The 18,551-nt window shown below is 68.5% G+C and carries 16 protein-coding genes and 1 riboswitch; of the genes, 12 read left to right on the plus strand and 4 right to left on the minus strand.

Annotated elements, in window-relative coordinates:
* The first annotated feature begins 36 nt into the window (after positions 1–36).
* The 7 genes from flhA to metF all read left to right on the plus strand — a co-directional run bounded on the left by flhA (position 37) and on the right by metF (position 8,471).
* Positions 37–2,133 (plus strand): flagellar biosynthesis protein FlhA, encoded by a 2,097-nt coding sequence (gene flhA / locus WS57_RS13915; RefSeq protein ID WP_009688637.1) that lies wholly within the window; start codon positions 37–39, stop codon positions 2,131–2,133.
* Positions 2,130–3,896: a flagellar biosynthesis protein FlhF gene (gene flhF, locus WS57_RS13920; protein ID WP_069244423.1), complete on the plus strand. Its 1,767-nt coding sequence runs from the start codon at positions 2,130–2,132 to the stop codon at positions 3,894–3,896. The genes flhA and flhF overlap by 4 nt, the downstream gene beginning before the upstream one ends.
* Positions 3,889–4,707, plus strand: a complete 819-nt coding sequence (locus WS57_RS13925; RefSeq protein ID WP_060250903.1) for a MinD/ParA family ATP-binding protein — start codon at positions 3,889–3,891, stop codon at positions 4,705–4,707. The genes flhF and WS57_RS13925 overlap by 8 nt, the downstream gene beginning before the upstream one ends.
* A 22-nt stretch (positions 4,708–4,729) precedes the next feature.
* Positions 4,730–5,464 carry an RNA polymerase sigma factor FliA gene (locus WS57_RS13930; protein ID WP_040126439.1) on the plus strand — a complete coding sequence of 245 codons (735 nt, stop codon included), beginning with the start codon at positions 4,730–4,732 and terminating at the stop codon, positions 5,462–5,464.
* A gap of 77 nt (positions 5,465–5,541) precedes the next feature.
* Positions 5,542–5,656: riboswitch (S-adenosyl-L-homocysteine riboswitch) on the plus strand.
* A 34-nt stretch (positions 5,657–5,690) separates the two neighbouring features.
* Positions 5,691–7,109: an adenosylhomocysteinase gene (gene ahcY, locus WS57_RS13935; protein ID WP_009688871.1), complete on the plus strand. Its 1,419-nt coding sequence runs from the start codon at positions 5,691–5,693 to the stop codon at positions 7,107–7,109.
* Between the two features lie 158 nt (positions 7,110–7,267).
* Positions 7,268–7,621: a phage holin family protein gene (locus WS57_RS13940; protein WP_009688873.1), complete on the plus strand. Its 354-nt coding sequence runs from the start codon at positions 7,268–7,270 to the stop codon at positions 7,619–7,621.
* 19 nt (positions 7,622–7,640) lie between these two features.
* Positions 7,641–8,471, plus strand: a complete 831-nt coding sequence (metF, locus tag WS57_RS13945) for a methylenetetrahydrofolate reductase [NAD(P)H] (protein WP_009688874.1) — start codon at positions 7,641–7,643, stop codon at positions 8,469–8,471.
* 99 nt (positions 8,472–8,570) lie between these two features.
* Here metF and WS57_RS13950 read toward each other — a convergent pair whose 3' ends face one another.
* Entirely contained in the window at positions 8,571–10,043 is a 1,473-nt protein-coding gene (locus tag WS57_RS13950; RefSeq protein WP_059603780.1) for an amidase, read from the minus strand.
* A gap of 80 nt (positions 10,044–10,123) precedes the next feature.
* Positions 10,124–10,816 (minus strand): dienelactone hydrolase family protein, encoded by a 693-nt coding sequence (locus tag WS57_RS13955; RefSeq protein ID WP_059478136.1) that lies wholly within the window; start codon positions 10,814–10,816, stop codon positions 10,124–10,126.
* A gap of 243 nt (positions 10,817–11,059) precedes the next feature.
* On the opposite strand from WS57_RS13955, the gene WS57_RS13960 reads away from it, so the two are divergent.
* Positions 11,060–12,139 (plus strand): NAD(P)H-dependent flavin oxidoreductase, encoded by a 1,080-nt coding sequence (locus WS57_RS13960; protein WP_069244424.1) that lies wholly within the window; start codon positions 11,060–11,062, stop codon positions 12,137–12,139.
* Between the two features lie 417 nt (positions 12,140–12,556).
* Positions 12,557–13,699: a branched-chain amino acid ABC transporter substrate-binding protein gene (locus WS57_RS13965; RefSeq protein ID WP_040126444.1), complete on the plus strand. Its 1,143-nt coding sequence runs from the start codon at positions 12,557–12,559 to the stop codon at positions 13,697–13,699.
* 129 nt (positions 13,700–13,828) lie between these two features.
* Here the strand turns inward: WS57_RS13965 and WS57_RS13970 are convergent, their stop codons facing one another.
* Positions 13,829–15,031 carry an MFS transporter gene (locus tag WS57_RS13970; RefSeq protein WP_059603787.1) on the minus strand — a complete coding sequence of 401 codons (1,203 nt, stop codon included), beginning with the start codon at positions 15,029–15,031 and terminating at the stop codon, positions 13,829–13,831.
* 243 nt (positions 15,032–15,274) lie between these two features.
* On the opposite strand from WS57_RS13970, the gene WS57_RS13975 reads away from it, so the two are divergent.
* The 3 genes from WS57_RS13975 (at position 15,275) to WS57_RS13985 (ending at position 17,989) form a co-directional block, all read left to right on the plus strand.
* Positions 15,275–15,934: a HugZ family protein gene (locus tag WS57_RS13975; RefSeq protein WP_059514794.1), complete on the plus strand. Its 660-nt coding sequence runs from the start codon at positions 15,275–15,277 to the stop codon at positions 15,932–15,934.
* A 352-nt stretch (positions 15,935–16,286) separates the two neighbouring features.
* A complete protein-coding gene (locus WS57_RS13980) occupies positions 16,287–16,580 on the plus strand; it encodes an H-NS family nucleoid-associated regulatory protein (RefSeq protein WP_009693710.1) in 294 nt (97 codons plus the stop codon).
* Between the two features lie 260 nt (positions 16,581–16,840).
* The gene (locus WS57_RS13985) at positions 16,841–17,989 is read left to right on the plus strand and encodes a cation diffusion facilitator family transporter (protein ID WP_059514796.1); all 1,149 of its coding nucleotides are present in this window, start codon (positions 16,841–16,843) and stop codon (positions 17,987–17,989) included.
* A 24-nt stretch (positions 17,990–18,013) separates the two neighbouring features.
* On the opposite strand, the gene WS57_RS13990 is transcribed toward WS57_RS13985, so the two are convergent.
* The gene (locus WS57_RS13990; RefSeq protein ID WP_006477376.1) at positions 18,014–18,484 is read right to left on the minus strand and encodes an Lrp/AsnC family transcriptional regulator; all 471 of its coding nucleotides are present in this window, start codon (positions 18,482–18,484) and stop codon (positions 18,014–18,016) included.
* Positions 18,485–18,551: the final 67 nt, after the last annotated feature.

Here is an 18,551-nt window from a genome sequence, read left to right on the forward strand (position 1 = left end):
CACCCGCGCCCGTATTAGTTCGCTCGGGGAGGCGGCATGAGCACGCCGAGCCTGTTCGCGAAGCGCCCGAACCTGCTGGCGGGCACCAACCTGCGCGCGCTCGCGGGCCCGATCCTCATCTGCATGATCCTGGGGATGATGATCCTGCCGCTGCCGCCGGTGCTGCTGGATCTCCTGTTCACGTTCAACATCGCGCTGTCCGTGATGGTGCTGCTCGTCAGCATGTACACGATGAAGCCGCTCGACTTCGCGGCGTTCCCGAGCGTGCTGCTGTTCTCGACGCTGCTGCGCCTGTCGCTGAACGTCGCGTCGACGCGCGTCGTGCTGCTCGAAGGCCACACCGGCCCCGACGCGGCCGGGCAGGTGATCGAGGCGTTCGGCCACTTCCTGGTCGGCGGCAACTTCGCGGTCGGCATCGTCGTGTTCGTGATCCTGATGATCATCAACTTCATGGTGATCACCAAGGGCGCGGGGCGCATCGCCGAAGTGTCCGCGCGCTTCACGCTCGACGCGATGCCCGGCAAGCAGATGGCGATCGACGCCGACCTGAACGCGGGCCTGATCAACGAGGAGCAGGCGAGAAAGCGCCGCCAGGCCGTCGCGCAGGAGGCCGAGTTCTACGGCTCGATGGACGGCGCGTCGAAGTTCGTGCGCGGCGACGCGATCGCGGGCCTGATCATCATGGCGATCAACGTGATCGGCGGGCTGATCGTCGGGATGATCCAGCACGACATGAGCTTCGCGGCGGCGGGCACCAACTACACGCTGCTGACGATCGGCGACGGCCTCGTCGCGCAGATCCCGTCGCTCGTGATCTCGACCGCCGCCGGCGTGATCGTGTCGCGCGTCGCGACCGACGAGGACATCGGCACGCAGATCACCGGCCAGCTGTTTACCAACCCGCGCGTGCTGACCATCACCGGCGCGATCATCGTGCTGATGGGGCTGATCCCCGGCATGCCGCACTTCGCGTTCCTGCTGCTCGGCGGCGGCGCGATCTGGCTGGCCCGCACGCAGACGAAGCGCGCGGCGGCCCGCAAGGCGGCCGGCGACGTGACCGAGATCGCGCCGCCCGCCGCGCTGTCGGCCGACAGCCACGAGGCGACCTGGGACGACGTGCAGCTGATCGACCCGCTCGGCCTCGAAGTCGGCTACCGGCTGATTCCGCTGGTCGACAAGAACAGCGACGGCGAACTGCTGAAGCGCATCAAGAGCATCCGCAAGAAGTTCGCGCAGGAAATCGGCTTCCTGCCGCCCGTGATCCATATCCGCGACAACCTCGAACTGCGGCCCAACGCGTACCGCATCGCGCTGAAGGGCGTCGAGATCGGCACCGGCGAAGTGTTCCCGGGCCAGTGGCTCGCGATCAATCCCGGCCAGGTCACGGCTGCGCTGCCGGGCGCCGTCACGCAGGACCCGGCGTTCGGGCTGCCCGCCGTGTGGATCGACGTCGCGATGCGCGAGCAGGCGCAGGTGTACGGCTACACGGTGGTCGACGCGAGCACGGTCGTCGCGACGCACCTGAATCATCTGGTCGTCCAGCATGCGGCCGAGCTGCTCGGCCGCCAGGAAGTGCAGGCGCTCGTCGAGCGCACCGGCAAGGACGCGCCGTCGCTCGTCGAGGATCTCGTGCCGAAGACGATCTCGCTGACGACGCTGCAGAAGGTGCTGCAGAACCTGCTCGAGGAAGGCGTGCCGATCCGCGACATGCGCACGATCCTCGAGGCCGTGTCCGAGCATGCGGGGCGCGGCGACGCCTACGAGATCACGTCCGCCGTGCGGCTCGCGCTCGGCCGCGCGATCACGCAGCAGTGGTATCCGGGCTCGGGCGAGATGCAGGTGATGGGGCTCGACGCGAATCTCGAGCGCGTGCTGTCGCAGGCGCTCGCCACCGGCGCGAACCCGGGCCTCGAGCCCGGCCTCGCGCACACGCTTCTGACCGGCACGCAACAGGCGATGCTGCGTCAACAGAATCTCGGGCTGCCGCCCGTGCTGCTCGTGCAGCACGCGTTGCGCGCGATGCTCGCGCGCTTCCTGCGCCGCAGCCTGCCGCAATTGAAAGTGCTGTCGTATGCCGAAGTGCCGGACACACGCACGATCAAGGTTGTTAACGTCATCGGGGGTTCCGCTTGAACATTCGCAAATTCACCGGCGCGACGAGCCGCGACGCGCTTCGTCTGGTGCGCGAGGCGCTCGGCGCCGACGCCGTCGTGCTGTCGAACCGCACGCTCGATGACGGCAGCGTCGAAATCGTCGCACTCGCCGACGCCGAACTGGCCGCGGTCGCGCCGCCGGCCGCCGCCGCACGACCGCGTGTCGTGCTGCGTACGCCGGAGTCCGTGCCGGCCGCCGCGGTGCCGGGCATCGTGGCGCGGCCCGCCGCGGCGCCTGCGCGGATGAGCGCCAATCCGTATGCGGCCGGCGACGGCGGGCTGCCGGACGTGTTCTCGTCCGTGTTCGGCGCGAGCGCCGACCTGACGGAGGCCGGCGCCGAAGCGGATGAGGAGGTGTCGGGCGCCGCTGCATCGGGCGTTGCCGCATCGGGCGCCGCTGCGCCGTCGAACGCCGCACCGGCATCCGCCGCATCCGCCGAACCCGCGCCGTGGCTCGTCGAGCACGCGAAGCGCCTGACGCAGCAGCGCGACGCGCTGCTCGCCCGCACGCAGCCCGCGCCGGCCGTGCCGCCGGCCGCCGCACGCGCGCCGCAGGAAGCGCCGCCGGCCGACTGGGCGCGCGACGTCGTGCGCGATGCCGAGCGCCGCATGCCGGCCGCCGCGCCGCGCGCAACGGAATCGGCCGCTTCTTCCGCCACGAAGCCGGCCGAGCGTCCGCGCCTGTCCGCCGAGGCGGCTGCGGCCGTCGCCGACGCGGTGAAGTCGGGCGTCGAGCAGATCGTCAACGACACGGTGATGAACGAGCTCGGCGCGCTGCGCGGCATGATGGAAACGCAGTTCGACCACCTGATGTGGCACGACCGCCAGCGCCGCAGCCCGGTGCACGGTGCGCTGACCCGGCATCTGTTCGCGGCCGGCTTCTCCGCGCAGCTGGTGCGGATGCTGGTCGACAACCTGCCGGCCGGCGACGGCGCGCAGAGCTTCGACGCCGCCGTCGAATGGGCGCAGTCGGTGCTCGCGGCGAACCTGCCGGTGCTCGGCAGCGAGGATGCGCTGATGGAGCGCGGCGGCGTGTTCGCGCTGATGGGGCCGACCGGCGTCGGCAAGACCACGACCACCGCGAAGCTCGCGGCGCGCTGCGTGATGCGCTTCGGCGCCAGCAAGGTCGCGCTGCTGACGACCGACAGCTACCGGATCGGCGGCCACGAGCAGCTGCGCATCTTCGGCAAGATCCTCGGCGTGCCGGTGCACGCGGTGAAGGATGCGGGCGATCTCGCGCTCGCGCTGTCCGAGCTGCGCAACAAGCACATCGTGCTGATCGACACGATCGGGATGAGCCAGCGCGACCGCGCGGTGTCCGACCAGATCGCGATGCTGCACGGCGCGAACGCGCCGGTGCAGCGCCTGCTGCTGCTCAACGCGACGAGCCACGGCGACACGCTCAACGAGGTCGTGCAGGCCTACCGCAGCGCGGGCCAGCACCCGCATGCGGCGGCGCCGGACCTGGCCGGCTGCATCCTGACGAAGCTCGACGAGGCGACCCATCTCGGCGGCGCGCTCGACACGGTGATCCGCTACAAGCTGCCCGTGCACTACGTGTCGACCGGCCAGAAGGTGCCGGAGAACCTGTACGTCGCGACGACGAAATTCCTGCTGAAAAGCGCGTTCTGTGTGCCGCGCGACGGCTCGCCCTTCGTGCCGCAAGACGAGGACATGCCGACGCTGCTTTCCGCGCTGACCGCACGTGCCACCGCCGACCTGCACGAGGTGCGTTTTGGATAAACGAATCATCGACCAGGCCGAAGGGCTGCGGCGCCTGCTGGCCGGGCGCACGTCGCGCATCGTCGCAGTGACGGGCGGGCCGGCGGGCGTCGGCTGCACCTCGACCATCGTGAACGTGGCCGCCGCGCTGGCCGCGCTCGGCAAGGACGTGCTCGTCGTCGACGAGCGCGCCGACGTGCATTCGGCATCCGCGACGCTCGCGGGCGCGTGGCTGCGCGACGGCGAACGCACGCGGGTGGCCGCCGGCTTCGGTCTGTGCGCGGCCGCGCGGTTCGCGCGCGCCGGCTACAGCGATGCGCAGCTGGGCGACTTCGTCGACGGCCAGGCCGACATCGTGCTGGTCGACGCGCAGCTCGGCGCCGACGGCACGCTGTCCGCGCTCGCGCGCGAAGCGCACGACGTGCTGGTCGTCACGCGCGTGGCCGCGCAGGCGATCACCGAGGCCTACGCGTGCATGAAGCGGCTGCATTTCGCGCACGCGATCGCGCAGTTCCGCGTGCTGACCAACCACGTCGGCAGCCCCGTCGATGCGAAGACCGCGTTCGACAACCTCGCGGGCGTCGCCAGCCGCTACCTGACGGTGTCGATCGCCGACGCGGGCTGCGTGAGCGCCGATCCGCTCGTCGAGCATGCACGCGCGCTGACGCGCACCGCGGTCGACGCGTTCCCGTCGTCGGCCGCCGCGCGCGACTACCGGCAGATCGCCGCCGACCTGCTGTACTGGCCGATGCGTCCGCGGTCGGGCGCGGGGCGCGACGTTCGCCCCGGCGCGCAACCGTCGTACCAGGCGGGCACGGCGCACGCCGTCTGAGCGCCACCGGAAGGAGAGAGCCATGATGTACAACGCTCAAGGAAAGATCTCGCAGGCCGACGTGCTCGCGCAATACGCGCCGCTGGTGCGCCGCCTCGGGCTGCAGCTCGTCGCGAAGATGCCGGCGAGCGTCGATCTCGACGACCTGATCCAGGCCGGCATGATCGGCCTGATGGATGCGGCCGGCCGCTACAAGGAAGACCAGGGCGCGCAGTTCGAGACCTATGCGACGCAGCGGATTCGTGGCGCGATGCTCGACGAGCTGCGCAGCAACGACTGGCTGCCGCGCAGCCTGCGCAAGACCTCGCGCGAGGTCGAGCACGCGGTGCACCAGGTCGAGCAGCAGCTCGGCCGCGCGGCCAGCGAAGCCGAGATCGCGCAGCACCTGAACATGCCGCTCGACGAGTACCAGGGGATGTTGCAGGACCTGCACGGCAGCCAGCTGATCTATTACGAGGATTTCGACCGCGCGGCCGACGACGAACCGTTCCTCGATCGCTATCGCGTCGATCATGCCGATCCGCTGTCGGCGCTGCTCGACGACCATCTGCGCGGCGCGCTGGTGGAAGCGATCGAGCGGCTGCCCGAGCGCGAGAAGCTGCTGATGTCGCTCTACTACGAGCGCGGGCTGAACCTGCGCGAGATCGGCGCGGTGCTCGAAGTCAGCGAGTCGCGCGTGTGCCAGCTGCACAGCCAGGCCGTCGCGCGCCTGCGCGCGCGGCTGCGCGAGCAGGCGTGGGTCGGCGCGGAGACCTGACCCTCCGATTGCGCCCGCGCGCGTCGACGCCGCGCGGGGCACGCATTCGTCGCGCCGATTTGCTACAATCCTTCCCGTTTTCCGAGGAGCGTTGCGACGGACCGTTCTGCGTCCGCCAGGCTCGGAAGGCTTCACCAGGCGCCGGCGCGGCATCGTCCGTCGGCTTCGCCTCCTGAACGGCGCTCACGTCACCAATTTCTAGAACTTTTTTAGAAAGGAGGGCGTGATGAACGCCATTATCGATTCGAAAGCTTCCCAGGATTACGTCGTCGCCGACATGGCGCTTGCCGGCTGGGGCCGCAAGGAACTGAACATCGCCGAGACCGAAATGCCGGGCCTCGTGCAGATCCGCGACGAATACAAGGCGCAGCAGCCGCTGAAGGGCGCGCGCATCGCCGGTTCGCTGCACATGACGATCCAGACGGGCGTGCTGATCGAGACGCTGAAGGCGCTCGGCGCCGACGTGCGCTGGGCCTCGTGCAACATCTTCTCGACGCAGGACCACGCCGCCGCCGCGATCGTCGAGGCCGGCACGCCGGTGTTCGCGTTCAAGGGCGAATCGCTCGACGAATACTGGGAGTTCTCGCACCGCATCTTCGAATGGCCGAACGGCGAATTCGCCAACATGATCCTCGACGACGGCGGCGATGCGACGCTGCTGCTGATCCTCGGCTCGAAGGCCGAGAAGGATCGCTCGGTGATCGCGAAGCCGACCAACGAGGAAGAAGTCGCGCTGTACAAGTCGATCGCCAAGCACCTCGACGCCGACCCGACCTGGTACTCGACGCGCCTCGCGCACATCAAGGGCGTGACCGAGGAAACCACCACCGGCGTGCACCGCCTGTACCAGATGGAAAAGGACGGCCGCCTGCCGTTCCCGGCGTTCAACGTGAACGATTCGGTCACCAAGTCGAAGTTCGACAACCTGTACGGCTGCCGCGAGTCGCTGGTCGACGGCATCAAGCGCGCGACCGACGTGATGATCGCGGGCAAGGTCGCGGTCGTCGCGGGCTACGGCGACGTGGGCAAGGGCTGCGCGCAGTCGCTGCGCGGCCTCGGCGCGACCGTGTGGGTCACCGAAATCGATCCGATCTGCGCGCTGCAGGCGGCGATGGAAGGCTACCGCGTCGTGACGATGGAATACGCGGCCGACAAGGCCGACATCTTCGTGACGGCGACCGGCAACTACCACGTGATCAACCACGATCACATGAAGGCGATGCGCCATAACGCGATCGTCTGCAACATCGGCCACTTCGACTCGGAAATCGACGTCGCGTCGACGCGCCAGTACCAGTGGGAAAACATCAAGCCGCAGGTCGACCACATCATCTTCCCGGACGGCAAGCGCATCATCCTGCTGGCCGAAGGCCGCCTCGTGAACCTCGGCTGCGCGACCGGCCACCCGTCGTTCGTGATGTCGAACTCGTTCGCGAACCAGACGCTCGCGCAGATCGAGCTGTTCACGCGCGGCGGCGAGTACGAGAACAAGGTTTACGTGCTGCCGAAGCATCTCGACGAGAAGGTCGCGCGCCTGCACCTCGCGCGCATCGGCGCGAACCTGTCGGAGCTGTCGGACGAACAGGCCGCGTACATCGGCGTGTCGAAGGAAGGCCCGTTCAAGCCGAACCACTACCGCTACTGATGCACGCCGCCGTCGCGGTTTCGGGTGCGCCGCGCTGCGGCGCGCGCGACGCGGCGGCGCGGGCGTCATCCGGCCGGACCGGTGCGTCGCGCCTTCGGGCGCGCGGGCCGGCCGGCGCCGGCGGCCACTGATCGACCAACGAAGAACCGGAGCACACCATGAGCCTTATCCTCACCTGGGTCATCAATGCCCTCGCGCTGCTGATCATCACGTACCTCGTGCCGTCGATCCACATCAAGAGCTTCGGCACCGCGCTGATCATCGCGGTCGTGCTCGGCCTGATCAACACGGTGATCCGTCCGGTGCTGATCCTGCTGACGCTGCCCGTCACGATCGTCACGCTCGGGCTGTTCATCCTCGTCGTGAACGCGCTGTGCTTCTGGTTCGCGTCGTCGCTGCTGAAGGGCTTCGAGGTGTCGGGATTCTGGTCCGCGTTCTTCGGTTCGATCCTGTACAGCATCGTGTCGTGGCTGCTGTCCGCACTCATTTTCGGCCAGCGCAACATCGGCTGAGGGCTGAACCCCCCGAATCATGAAACCGATCGAACTCTCGTTTGAATTCTTTCCGCCGAAGACGGCGGACGGCGTCGAGAAGCTGCGCGCAACCCGCGCGCAGCTGCTGCCGCTGAAGCCGAAATTCGTCTCCGTGACGTTCGGCGCCGGCGGCTCGACGCAGCAGGGCACGCTCGATACCGTGCTCGACATGCAGAAGGACGGCCTCGAGGCCGCGCCGCACCTGTCGTGCATCGGCTCGTCGCGCGACAGCCTGCGCGCGATCCTCGACCAGTACCGCTCGTACGGCATCCGCCACATCGTCGCGCTGCGCGGCGACCTGCCGTCCGGAATGGGCGCGGTCGGCGAGCTGCGCTATGCGTCGGAGCTCGTCAGCTTCATCCGCGCGGAGCACGGCGACTGGTTCCACATCGAAGTCGCCGGCTATCCGGAATACCATCCGCAGGCGCGCTCGCCGAAGGCCGATCTCGAGAACTTCGCGCGCAAGGTGAAGGCCGGCGCGAATTCCGCGATCACGCAGTACTTCTTCAACGCCGACGCGTATTTCCGCTTCGTCGACGACGTGCGCAAGCTCGGCGTGGACGTGCCGATCGTGCCGGGTATCATGCCGATCACGAACTTCTCGCAGCTGATGCGCTTCTCGGAGATGTGCGGCGCCGAAGTGCCGCGCTGGGTCGCGCGCCGGCTCGAGAGCTTCGGCGACGATCGCGAGTCGATCCGCGCGTTCGGCGCGGATGTCGTGACCGGCCTGTGCCAGCGCCTGATCGACGCGGGCGTGCCGGGGCTGCACTTCTACACGCTGAACGCGGCGGCCGCGACCAGGACGATCTGCGAACGGCTCGACACGTAAGCGCCGGGCAGCGGCTGGATGCATGCAAGCCCCGTCGGCTCCGGCCGGCGGGGCTTTTTTTCGCCTTTCGTCGTGCGCCTTTCGCCGGCGTGCCGCGCGTCAGCGCTGCGCCTGCATCAGCGGCGGGCGGCGCTCGAACCACGGCCGCGCCTGCTCGAGCTGCCGCGCGAGCCGCAGCAGCAGCGCGTCGTCGCCGTGGCGCGCGGCGAACTGCACGCCGATCGGCAGCCCGCGCGCGTTCCAGTAGAGCGGCACCGACATCGCGGGCTGTCCCGTCAGGTTGAACAGCTCGGTGCAGCCGGCCCATGCGAACGCCTTCTGCGACGCCTTCGCGAGCAGCTCCCTGAGCAGCGGCCTGGCCGGCAGCGTCGCGACCAGCCGCATCTGCGCGGCTTCGAGCGGCGTCGGCTGCAGCTCGCCGATCTTCACCGGCGGGCCCGCGAGCGATGCGCACAGGACCGCGTCGTAGCGCGACACGACGCCCGCGACCTGCACGGTGAGCTGGCGCTGCCATTCGAGCACGTCCGGCAGGCGCGCGCGGGCGAGGTGCCGGCCGACCGCGGCCATCGCCCAGGTCGCGGCCTCGAACTCGCCGCGCCGCGGCGTGCGGCCCGTCAGCGAACGCGCGCCGAGCACCATCTCCTCGGCGATCGTCGCCCACAGCGTGAGGAAGGTTTCGGCCGCGCGCGCGTAGTCGATCGGCAGCGTCGCCGGCTCGACATGATGGCCGAGCGATTCGACGAGCGCGGCGGCGTCGTCGAGCGCCGCGCGCGTGTCGGCGTCGAGCGCCGGCGCGAGCATCGGATCGACGACGAGGCCGATCCGCAGCGGGCCCGGCGGTGTATCGAGCGCGCCGAGGAACGTGCCGGGCGCGCCGGGCGGCAGCGTCTGGCCGGTCGTCACGTCGAGCAGCAGCGCGCTGTCGCGCACGCTGCGCGACAGCGCGTGCTGGACCGCCAGTTCGCCGTGGGTCGGCAAGTCGACGAGCGCCGGGTTGCGGCTCGGCTTGAGGCCGAACAGCGCGCAGCACGACGCGGGAATGCGGATCGAGCCGCCGCCGTCCGACGCGTGCGCGAGCGGCACGACGCCGGCCGCGACGGCCGCCGCCGCGCCGCCGCTCGAACCGCCGGGCGTATGGTCGAGGTTCCAGGGGTTGCGGCACGCGCCGAACAGCTCGGGCTCGGTGTACGGCATCTGGCCGATCTCCGACGTGTTGGTCTTGCCGAACACGTTGAGCCCCGCCGCGCGGCTGCGCGCGATCACCGGCGAATCGTCGCCCGGCACGAAATAGCGGTAGTGCCGGCTGCCCATCGACAGCGGCAGCCCGGCGACGGCCGCGCCGAGATCCTTGACGAGATAGGGAACGCCCGCGAACGGCGCATCGAGCGCCGTCGTCGCCGCGGCGCGGGCGCGCGCGGCGTCGTAATCCTGCAGCACGATCGCGTTGATCGCGCCGTTGACGGCCTCGGCCCGCCCGATCGCGGCGTCGAGCAGTTCGAGCGGGCTGACCTTGCGTTCGCGCACGAGCGCGGCGAGGCCGATCGCGTCATGCGCGAGATAGTCCGGGTGCATCGCTGTCACCCCCGTTGTGACGTATGGCGATCGACAGAGGATAACGCGGGCCCGGCGCGCTGCGCGGACCCGCGGCGGGCTTACAGATGCTCGGCGAGGAACGTCAGCGTGCGGCCGTGCGCGAGCGCCGACGCGCGCTGGTTGTACGACGCGCGGTCGGTGCAGTTGAAGCCGTGCTCGGCGCCCGGATAGACGTGGAACGCGGCGTTGTCGCGGCCGGCGAACGCGGCCTTCACCTGCTCGACGGCGTCGAGCGGGATCCCGTGGTCGTTTTCCGCGTAGTGGAACAGGATCGGCTGCGTGACCTTGCCTGCGAGGTCGAGCGCGTTCTGGATGCCGCCGCCGTAGTACGCGACCGCCGCGTCGAGCTTGCCGGCTGCTGCCGCGCGATACGCGAGCTGGCCGCCGAAGCAGTAGCCGATCGCCGCAACCTTGCCGGCCACCTCGGGGCGTGCGCGCAGCGCGTCGGCTGCCGCGCCGATGTCCGCGACCGCGAGGCCGATGTCGGTCTTCTTCATCAGCTCGATGCCCTTGTCGCGATCCGCGCCGTCGTAGGTCAGCTCGACGCGCGGCTGCGTGCGCCAGAACACGTCGGGCGCGAGCGCGACGTAGCCGTCGGACGCGTATTGGTCGGCGACCGCACGGATGTGCGAGTTCACGCCGAAGATCTCCTGGATGATGATGACGGCAGGGCCCTTGCCGCGCTTGGGCAGCGCGAGGTAGCCGCCGAAGCTGTCGTTACCGGTCGGAATGTCGATCCATTGGGCAGTCACGTTTGAACTCCTGGCGAACGAGGCGCGCGACGCGCGCCGGGGAAAGAGGGCGGGTTAGTGTGCCACCAATCGCGTGGTGCTGCAGCGCACGCGCAAGCGCTGCGCCCGCCCTGCGTCGGCGCTTCTCGCGCAGCGATCGTTTCGATCTCGATTATTCATTTTTCGGCGGCCCGCCGCTTCGATAGAGTCGAAGTACGCGCTTTTACAAAGCGCTTTCGCCTCTCGCTCCCCGAAGGATCCGCCATGTCCGCCCGTCTCCCTTCTACTCCGTTCGCCGAACGTTTCGGCTTGCGCGTGCCGCTCGTGCAGGCGCCGATGGTCGGCGCGACCACGGCCGCGATGGTCGCCGCCGCGTCAAACGCCGGCGCGCTCGGCAGCCTCGGCGCCGCCGCGTACGAGCCCGACCGCCTCGCGACCGAAGTCGCCGCGATCCGCGCGGCAACCGACCGCCCGTTCGCGATCAACCTGTTCGTGCTGCCCGACACGACGCCCGATGCGGCGACCGTGGCGCGCGCGCTCGCGGCGATCGACCCGCTGAATGCGACGCTCGGGCTGCCGCCCGGTGTCGCGCCCGCGCGGTTTGCGCCCGACTTCCGCGCGCAGCTCGACGCGCTCGTGTCGCTGCGCGTGCCGGTCGCGAGCTTCACGTTCGGCGTGCTCGACGCAGCCGACGTCGCGCGCCTGAAGGCCGCCGGCACCTATGTGATCGGCACCGCGACGCATGTCGCCGAAGGGCTCGCGTGGCAGGCGGCCGGCGCCGACGCGCTCTGTGCGCAGGGCGCGGAAGCGGGCGGCCATCGCGGCACCTTCATCGGCGCGGCCGACGATGCGCTGATCGGCACGCTCGCGCTGGTGCCGCAGCTCGTCGACGCGACCGACCTGCCGGTGCTCGCCGCGGGCGGCATCATGGACGGCCGCGGCATCGCGGCCGCGCTCGCGCTCGGCGCGCAGGCCGCGCAGCTCGGCACCGCGTTCCTGACCTGCGCGGAAAGCGCGATCGCGGCCGACTGGAAGGCGCGGCTGCTCGCGTGCACCGACACGTCGACGCAGGTCACGCGCGCGATCAGCGGGCGTCATGCGCGCGGCCTGCGCAACACGCTGATGGCGCGCCTCGGCGAGCGCCTGGACGAGGTCGCGCCGTATCCGGTGCAGAACGCGCTGACGCAGCCGCTGCGCCAGGCCGCCGCGCGCGCGAACGACGGCGACTACCTGTCGCTGTGGGCCGGGCAGGGCGCGCCGCTCGCGCGGCGGCGCGGCGATGCGCTGACGACCGCGCAGCTGGTCGACGCGCTCGACGCCGAATGGCGCGCGACGGCGGCCTGAACGCGCGCGTGCCGACGCTGAAACGCGCGTGTTGTCACGCGCGTTTCATTCAACGATCCCGTGCACAAAATACCGATTCGAAATGACGCGGGAATGCTTTAAAACCAGCTTTCAAAAAGCCGCGAGAAATTAGCGGAAACCCTTATCTGGCGGGCCTCGCCGGGATATTCGAGCGGTCATTCGAAAGTGCCCGCATCGGTAGTGTTACCACTACCCCAAAAAAGTCCCACAAATTAATTTGATCACCTACACTTGCGCGCAAGTGCGGGTGCGGCCGTTAAAAGCGGCCGTATTCACGTGCTTGAGGCCAAGTGCATGAACGATGCAACCGGCGAATCGTCCAGTGATTGCAAACACAGGGATGGCAGCGGGGCACCGGGCGATGGCGTTTATTGGGACCGAAACTGGAGACTCACAATGAATATCAAGATGCAAAAGCTGTTGCCGATCACTGCTGCGGCGATGCTGTGCGCCGCAGCTGCAGGCAACGTGTTCGCCGATCAGGTCGTGAAGATCGGCCACGTCGCTCCGCTGACGGGCGGCATTGCACACCTGGGCAAGGACAACGAAAACGGTGCACGTCTCGCAGTCGAGGAGATCAATGCCAAGGGCCTGACGATCGGCGGGCAGAAGATCACGCTGCAACTGGATCCGCAGGACGACGCGGCCGACCCGCGCCAGGCCACGCAGGTTGCGCAGAAGCTGGTCGACGACAAGGTCGTCGCGGTGGTCGGCCACCTGAACTCGGGCACGTCGATCCCGGCCTCGAAGATCTACAGCGATGCGGGCATCGTGCAGATCTCGCCGTCGGCGACCAACCCGGCCTACACGCAGCAAGGCTTCAAGACGACCTACCGCGTCGTCGCGACCGACGCGCAGCAGGGTCCGGCACTCGCGAACTACGCGCATTCGAAGGGCATCAAGAGCGTCGCGGTGGTCGACGATTCGACCGCATACGGCCAGGGCCTCGCGAACGAGTTCGAGAAGAAGGCGAAGGCGCTCGGTCTGAAGGTGATGTCGCACGATGCGACCAACGACAAGGCGGTCGACTTCCGCGCGATCCTGACCAAGATCAAGGGCGAGAATCCGGACGCGATCATGTACGGCGGCATGGACGCGACCGGCGGCCCGTTCGCGAAACAGGCGAAGCAGCTCGGCCTGCGCGCGAAGATCTTCGCGGGCGACGGCGTGTGCACGGAAAAGCTGGCCGACCTGGCCGGCGACGCGACCGACAACGTCGTGTGCTCGGAAGCCGGTGCATCGCTCGAGAAGATGCCGGGCGGCGGCGCGTTCAAGGCCAAGTACGAGAAGCGTTTCGGCCAGCCGATCCAGATCTATGCGCCGTTCACGTATGACGCCGTGTACATTATCGTCGACGCGATGAAGCGTGCGAACTCGACCGATCCGGCGAAGATCCTCGCCGCGATGCCGGCGACGAACTACACGGGCGTGATCGGCACGACGACCTTCGACTCGAAGGGCGATCTGCAGCACGGCGTGATTTCGCTGTACAACTACAAGGGCGGCAAGAAGACGCTGCTCGACGAAGTGAAGATGTAATAGAACGCGGTCGACCGGAGGGGTGAAAGCGCGCATGCGGCAACGCATGCGCGCTTTCTTTTGGGCGGCCCGATCCGCCGGCGCGGCGCGCTGCGCGAAGCGGCGAACGGCGGCGGCGCCGCGGCGCCGTCAGATCTTCAGGTGGGCGAGCACGCGCGGCGCGACGGCCGCGACGAGCGCCGCGCACAGCGCGACGACCGACAGCCCGAGCGTCAGGTTCGCCGCCTGCGCGACCGCGCCGATCACGACCGGACCGAACAGCAGTCCGAAATACGCGAGCCCGGCCACGTGCGCGAGCCCTTCCGCCGCGTGGATGCCCTTCACGCGCGCGGCGGCCGCGAACAGCACCGGCATCATGTTCGCGAGGCCGATGCCCATCAGCGTGAAGCCGGTCAGCACGACGGCCGGCTGCGGCATCAGCAGCGCGCCGACCATGCCGGCGCAGGCGAGCGACGCGCTCGCGAACACCAGCTGCGGCGCGCCGAAGCGCGCGCGCACGGCGTCGCCCGCGAAGCGCGCGACCGCCATCCCGCCCGAGAATGCCGCATAGGCGGCGCTTGCGGCCGCGGGGCTGGCCGCGACGACGTCGCGCATGTAGACGGTCGCCCAGTCGTACATCGCGCCTTCGGCGATCAGCGCGACCAGCGCGATGCCGCCGAGCATCCACAGCGCGGGCGAGCGCCAGCGGTTGCCGCTGCCGTGCGCGTGTTCGTGATGCGGCACGTGCGGCAGCACGGCCGGGCTCGCGGCGACGAGCACCGCGGCGCTGACGGCCGCCGCGAGCGCCAGGTGCGCGGCCGGCGCCATGCCGGCCGACAGCAGCGCACCGCCGGCCGCCGCCCCCGACATCCCGCCGATGCTGAACATCCCGTGCAGCGACGACATGATCGGCCGGCCGAGCGCCAGTTCGACCGCACTGGCTTCGGCGTTCATCGCGACGTCGAGCGTCGCCATCGAGAAGCCGAACAGCGCGAGCACCGCGAGCAGCATCCAGTAGTCGGGCACGACGAGGATCAGCGCCGCGCATGCGGCCATCACGAGGCCGCCGGCGAGGCACGCGGTGCGCGAGCCGACGCGCGCGATCCAGCGCGCGATCGTCAGCATCGCGGCGATCGAGCCGCCCGCGACCGCGAACAGCGCGATCGACAGCAGCCCCGGGCTCAGCGCGAACTTGTCGCGCACGGTCGGCACGTGCACGCCCCACGACGCGTACATCATGCCGGCGACGAAGAACAGCGCCATCGTGGCAGTGCGCGCGCGCTGGCGGACCGGCAGGGACAGCCGGCGATGCGCGTCGGGCGCAGCGGCGAGATCGGAAGAGGAGTTGGACACGGAAGGCTCGTCAGAAAAAAATGCGCGGCCGCGTGATGCGCGGCGGAATTCGTCTGATTCTATCGAACCGCTTACTCGCTTGCCGGACCGATGATCGCCGGATCGATGCGGCGAGCACGGTGTGCGGCCAGGTATGTCAGGTCGCCCGGCGCCTCGGCCGATGTTCGGGATGCGCCGCCGCGAGTAACATCGGAGCGCATGCGGCGTGCCCGGCACGCCGGCCTTTCGATCGCAGGAGTCCCCTTGAACATCGATCCCGCCCTCGCCCTGCACCTGCTGCACCGCTGCGCGCTCGGCACGCTGTCGACCCATTCGCGCGACCCGCAGGGCTTTCCGTACCCGACGGTCGTGCCGTTCGCGCCCGATGCCGGCCATCGGCCGGTGATTCTCGTGAGTGCGCTCGCCGAGCACACGCGCAATCTCGCCGCCGATCCGCGCGCGGGCTTCCTGGTCGTCGACGCGCCCGACGGCGACGTGCTGAATGCCGAGCGCGCGACGCTGCTCGGCCGCTTCGTGCCGCTCGGCGACGATCCGCACCTCGCCGCGCGCTACCTGCGCTACGAGCCGGATGCGGCGCGCTATCTCGCACTGGGCGATTTCACGTTCCGGGCGCTCGAGGTCGAACGGCTGCGCTATATCGGCGGCTTCGGCCGGATGGGCTGGGTCGACGGCGCCGCGCTCGACGCACTGCCGCCGCTCGCCTTCGACGAGGAACGGACGCTATGGGATGCGTACGACGCGAGCGCCGCGCGCCGCGACGGGCTCGAACTGCTCGGAGTCGACCGTTACGGCGCCGACTGGCGCTGCGACGGCCGGCGCGTGCGCACGCCGTTCGACGCGCCGCAAACCGATGTCGGCGCGCTGCGCGAGCGGCTGCTCGCGTGTGCGCGGGATGTGGCGTGATGTCGCGGGGCAGCACGCGCCTGTCGAATGGCGGCCCCGGCGATTTTGCAAACCTGTCGCCGGATGAAAGCTTCGATTTTTTCGCATACAGGGTAATTGCGTATGTTGATAGGCCTAATGGATGAGCGCTAATGTCCTAATCTCTGTGTAAGGGCGTAAAAATTTGAGAAAAGGCCGCACCCGGTCAAAATGACGTGTGTGAATTACAATGAGTCTCGGGATTTTCGTGAATCCCACTTGTCTCAATTCTTTTTTGTGCTAATCTCTGCCTTCGAAAATCCGAGGCACATATATTTCATGAATGGTGAGCTGGCTGCAGACCGGCGCCATTGGTCAGATAGAAAGGGAAACTATGTCTTCTTACAAGGACCTGCTGGCCCAGCGGGAGAAGCTGGAGAAGCAAATCGAAGAAGCGAAGGCGCGTGAATACGCCGAAGTGCTGAATGACGTGAAGCAGAAAATCGCCGACTACGGCTTTACGCCGGTCGAACTCGGCCTTGGCCGCGCGAAGCCGGGCAAGGTCGGCCGTCCGCGCGCAGGCGTGGCAGCGAAGTACCGCGACCCCGAGTCGGGCGCGACGTGGTCGGGCCGCGGCAAGCCGCCGCGCTGGATCGCCGGCAAGAATCGCGAAGAGTTTGCGATTTAAGTGCCCGTTTAAGTTGTACCGCTCAAAAGAGCCGCGTGACCGTACAGGTGCGCGGCTTTTTTGTTTTCGAGATGCAAAAGTTGGCGGCGGATGACAGCCGGCACTCGGGCTTTGTCATAAAAATGTCAGCTTCGGGTCTGAATGAAAATGCGAGCCGTTCGCATAAGCGATTGATTTAAATGAAAAATTTAGGGTTATCGGGGCGTTCGACGGGGGCGCCTTGATAGAATCCCGTATCCGTTCCGATATCTCATATTTCCATGTCCACGTTTACCGGCGACGCGCAAAGCGCAGATAAGCACGCGGTCGCACGCAAGAGCACCCTCGTCAGTATCGTGCTGAATGTCGTACTTGCGACATTTCAGATTGCCGTCGGCGTGATTGCGCATTCGCAGGCATTGATTGCTGACGGTGTGCATTCGATTTCGGATTTGGTGTCCGATTTTGTCGTGCTGGTTGCGAATCGGCATAGCGGCGCATTGCCGGACGCCGACCATAATTACGGCCACTCCCGCTACGAGACCGTCGCGTCGATGTTCCTCGGCGCGATCCTGATCGCGGTCGGCATCGGCATGCTGTGGCGGGCCGGCGAGCGCCTCGTGCATCTGGAAGACATTCCGCCCGTGCATTTTTCGGCGCTGCTTGTCGCGGTCACGGTGCTCGTGTCGAAGGAGGCGCTGTTCCGCTACATGCTGCGCGAGGCGCGGCGCGTGCGTTCGGCGATGCTCGTCGCGAACGCATGGCATGCGCGTTCGGATGCCGCGTCGTCGCTCGTGGTCGCGATCGGCATCATCGGCAGCCTCGCGGGCTTCACGCTGCTCGACCCGATCGCGGCCGCGATCGTCGGCTTCATGGTCGCGCGCATGGGCTGGACGTTCGGCTATGACGCGCTGCAGGACCTGTCCGATCGCGCGCTCGATACGGCCGACACCACCGAGATCCGCGCGCTGCTCGCGGCGACGCCCGGCGTGCGCGACGTGCACGACCTGCGCACGCGCAAGATGGGCGACGCCGCGCTCGTCGACGCGCACATCCTCGTCGATCCGATGATCTCGGTATCGGAAGGGCACTACATCGCGGAAACCGCGCGTGCGCGCGTGCTGTCGGACCCGCGCGTGCTCGACGCGCTGATCCACGTCGATCCCGAGAACGATGCGGCGCGCCGTCCCGCGCTCGCGCTGCCGCCGCGCGGCGAAATCGCGACGCGCATCGAGGCCGCGCTCGCGCAGCGCGGGCTGCGCGCGAGCGCGATCAACCTGCATTACCTGAGCACGGGGCTCGAGATCGACGTGACGCTCGCGGCCGATTCGGACGACGACGCGGCGCTGGCCGGCCGGCTCGACGTCGACGCGCTGAAGCGCCAGTTCGGTGCGCGCCGGATCGGCTTCACGCGCGCGCTGACGGCGTGAAGCGCCGCGCCCGCGCGCGTCGCGTCACAGCGGCAGCTGCGTATCGAACTTGATTTCGCGCAGCACGACGCTGGTGCGCACCTGCGACACGGCCGGGATCTTGAAGATGCGTTCGTGCAGGAACACGTCGTAGGCCTTGATGTCGGGCGCGACGATCTTGAGGATGTAGTCGGCTTCGCCGGTCGTGCTGTAGCACTCGGTGACTTCCGGGCAGGTCGCGATCTCGCGCTCGAACTGCTCGACGCCGCCTTCGTTGTGGCGCGTCAGGTGCACGTGCGCGAGCGCGCACACATGCAGCCCGAGCTTCTCGCGATCGAGCAGCGCGGTGTAGCGCTGGATCACGCCCGACTGCTCCATGTCCTTGATGCGGCGCCAGCACGGCGTGCTCGACAGGCCGACCTGGTCGGAGATTTCCTGGACCGAACGACGCGCGTCGAGCTGCAACAGGCGAAGGATTTTTTGCGAAAAGGAATCGAGCGTCACCTGCGCCTCCATGTGGCAGCCTACAACACGCTGAATGTTAGAGGGCCGGGAAAGGAAAGGCAATCTGACGCGCCGCTGC

Origin of the sequence: Burkholderia pseudomultivorans, assembly GCF_001718415.1 — a bacterium.
GTDB classification, from domain to species: domain Bacteria; phylum Pseudomonadota; class Gammaproteobacteria; order Burkholderiales; family Burkholderiaceae; genus Burkholderia; species Burkholderia pseudomultivorans_A.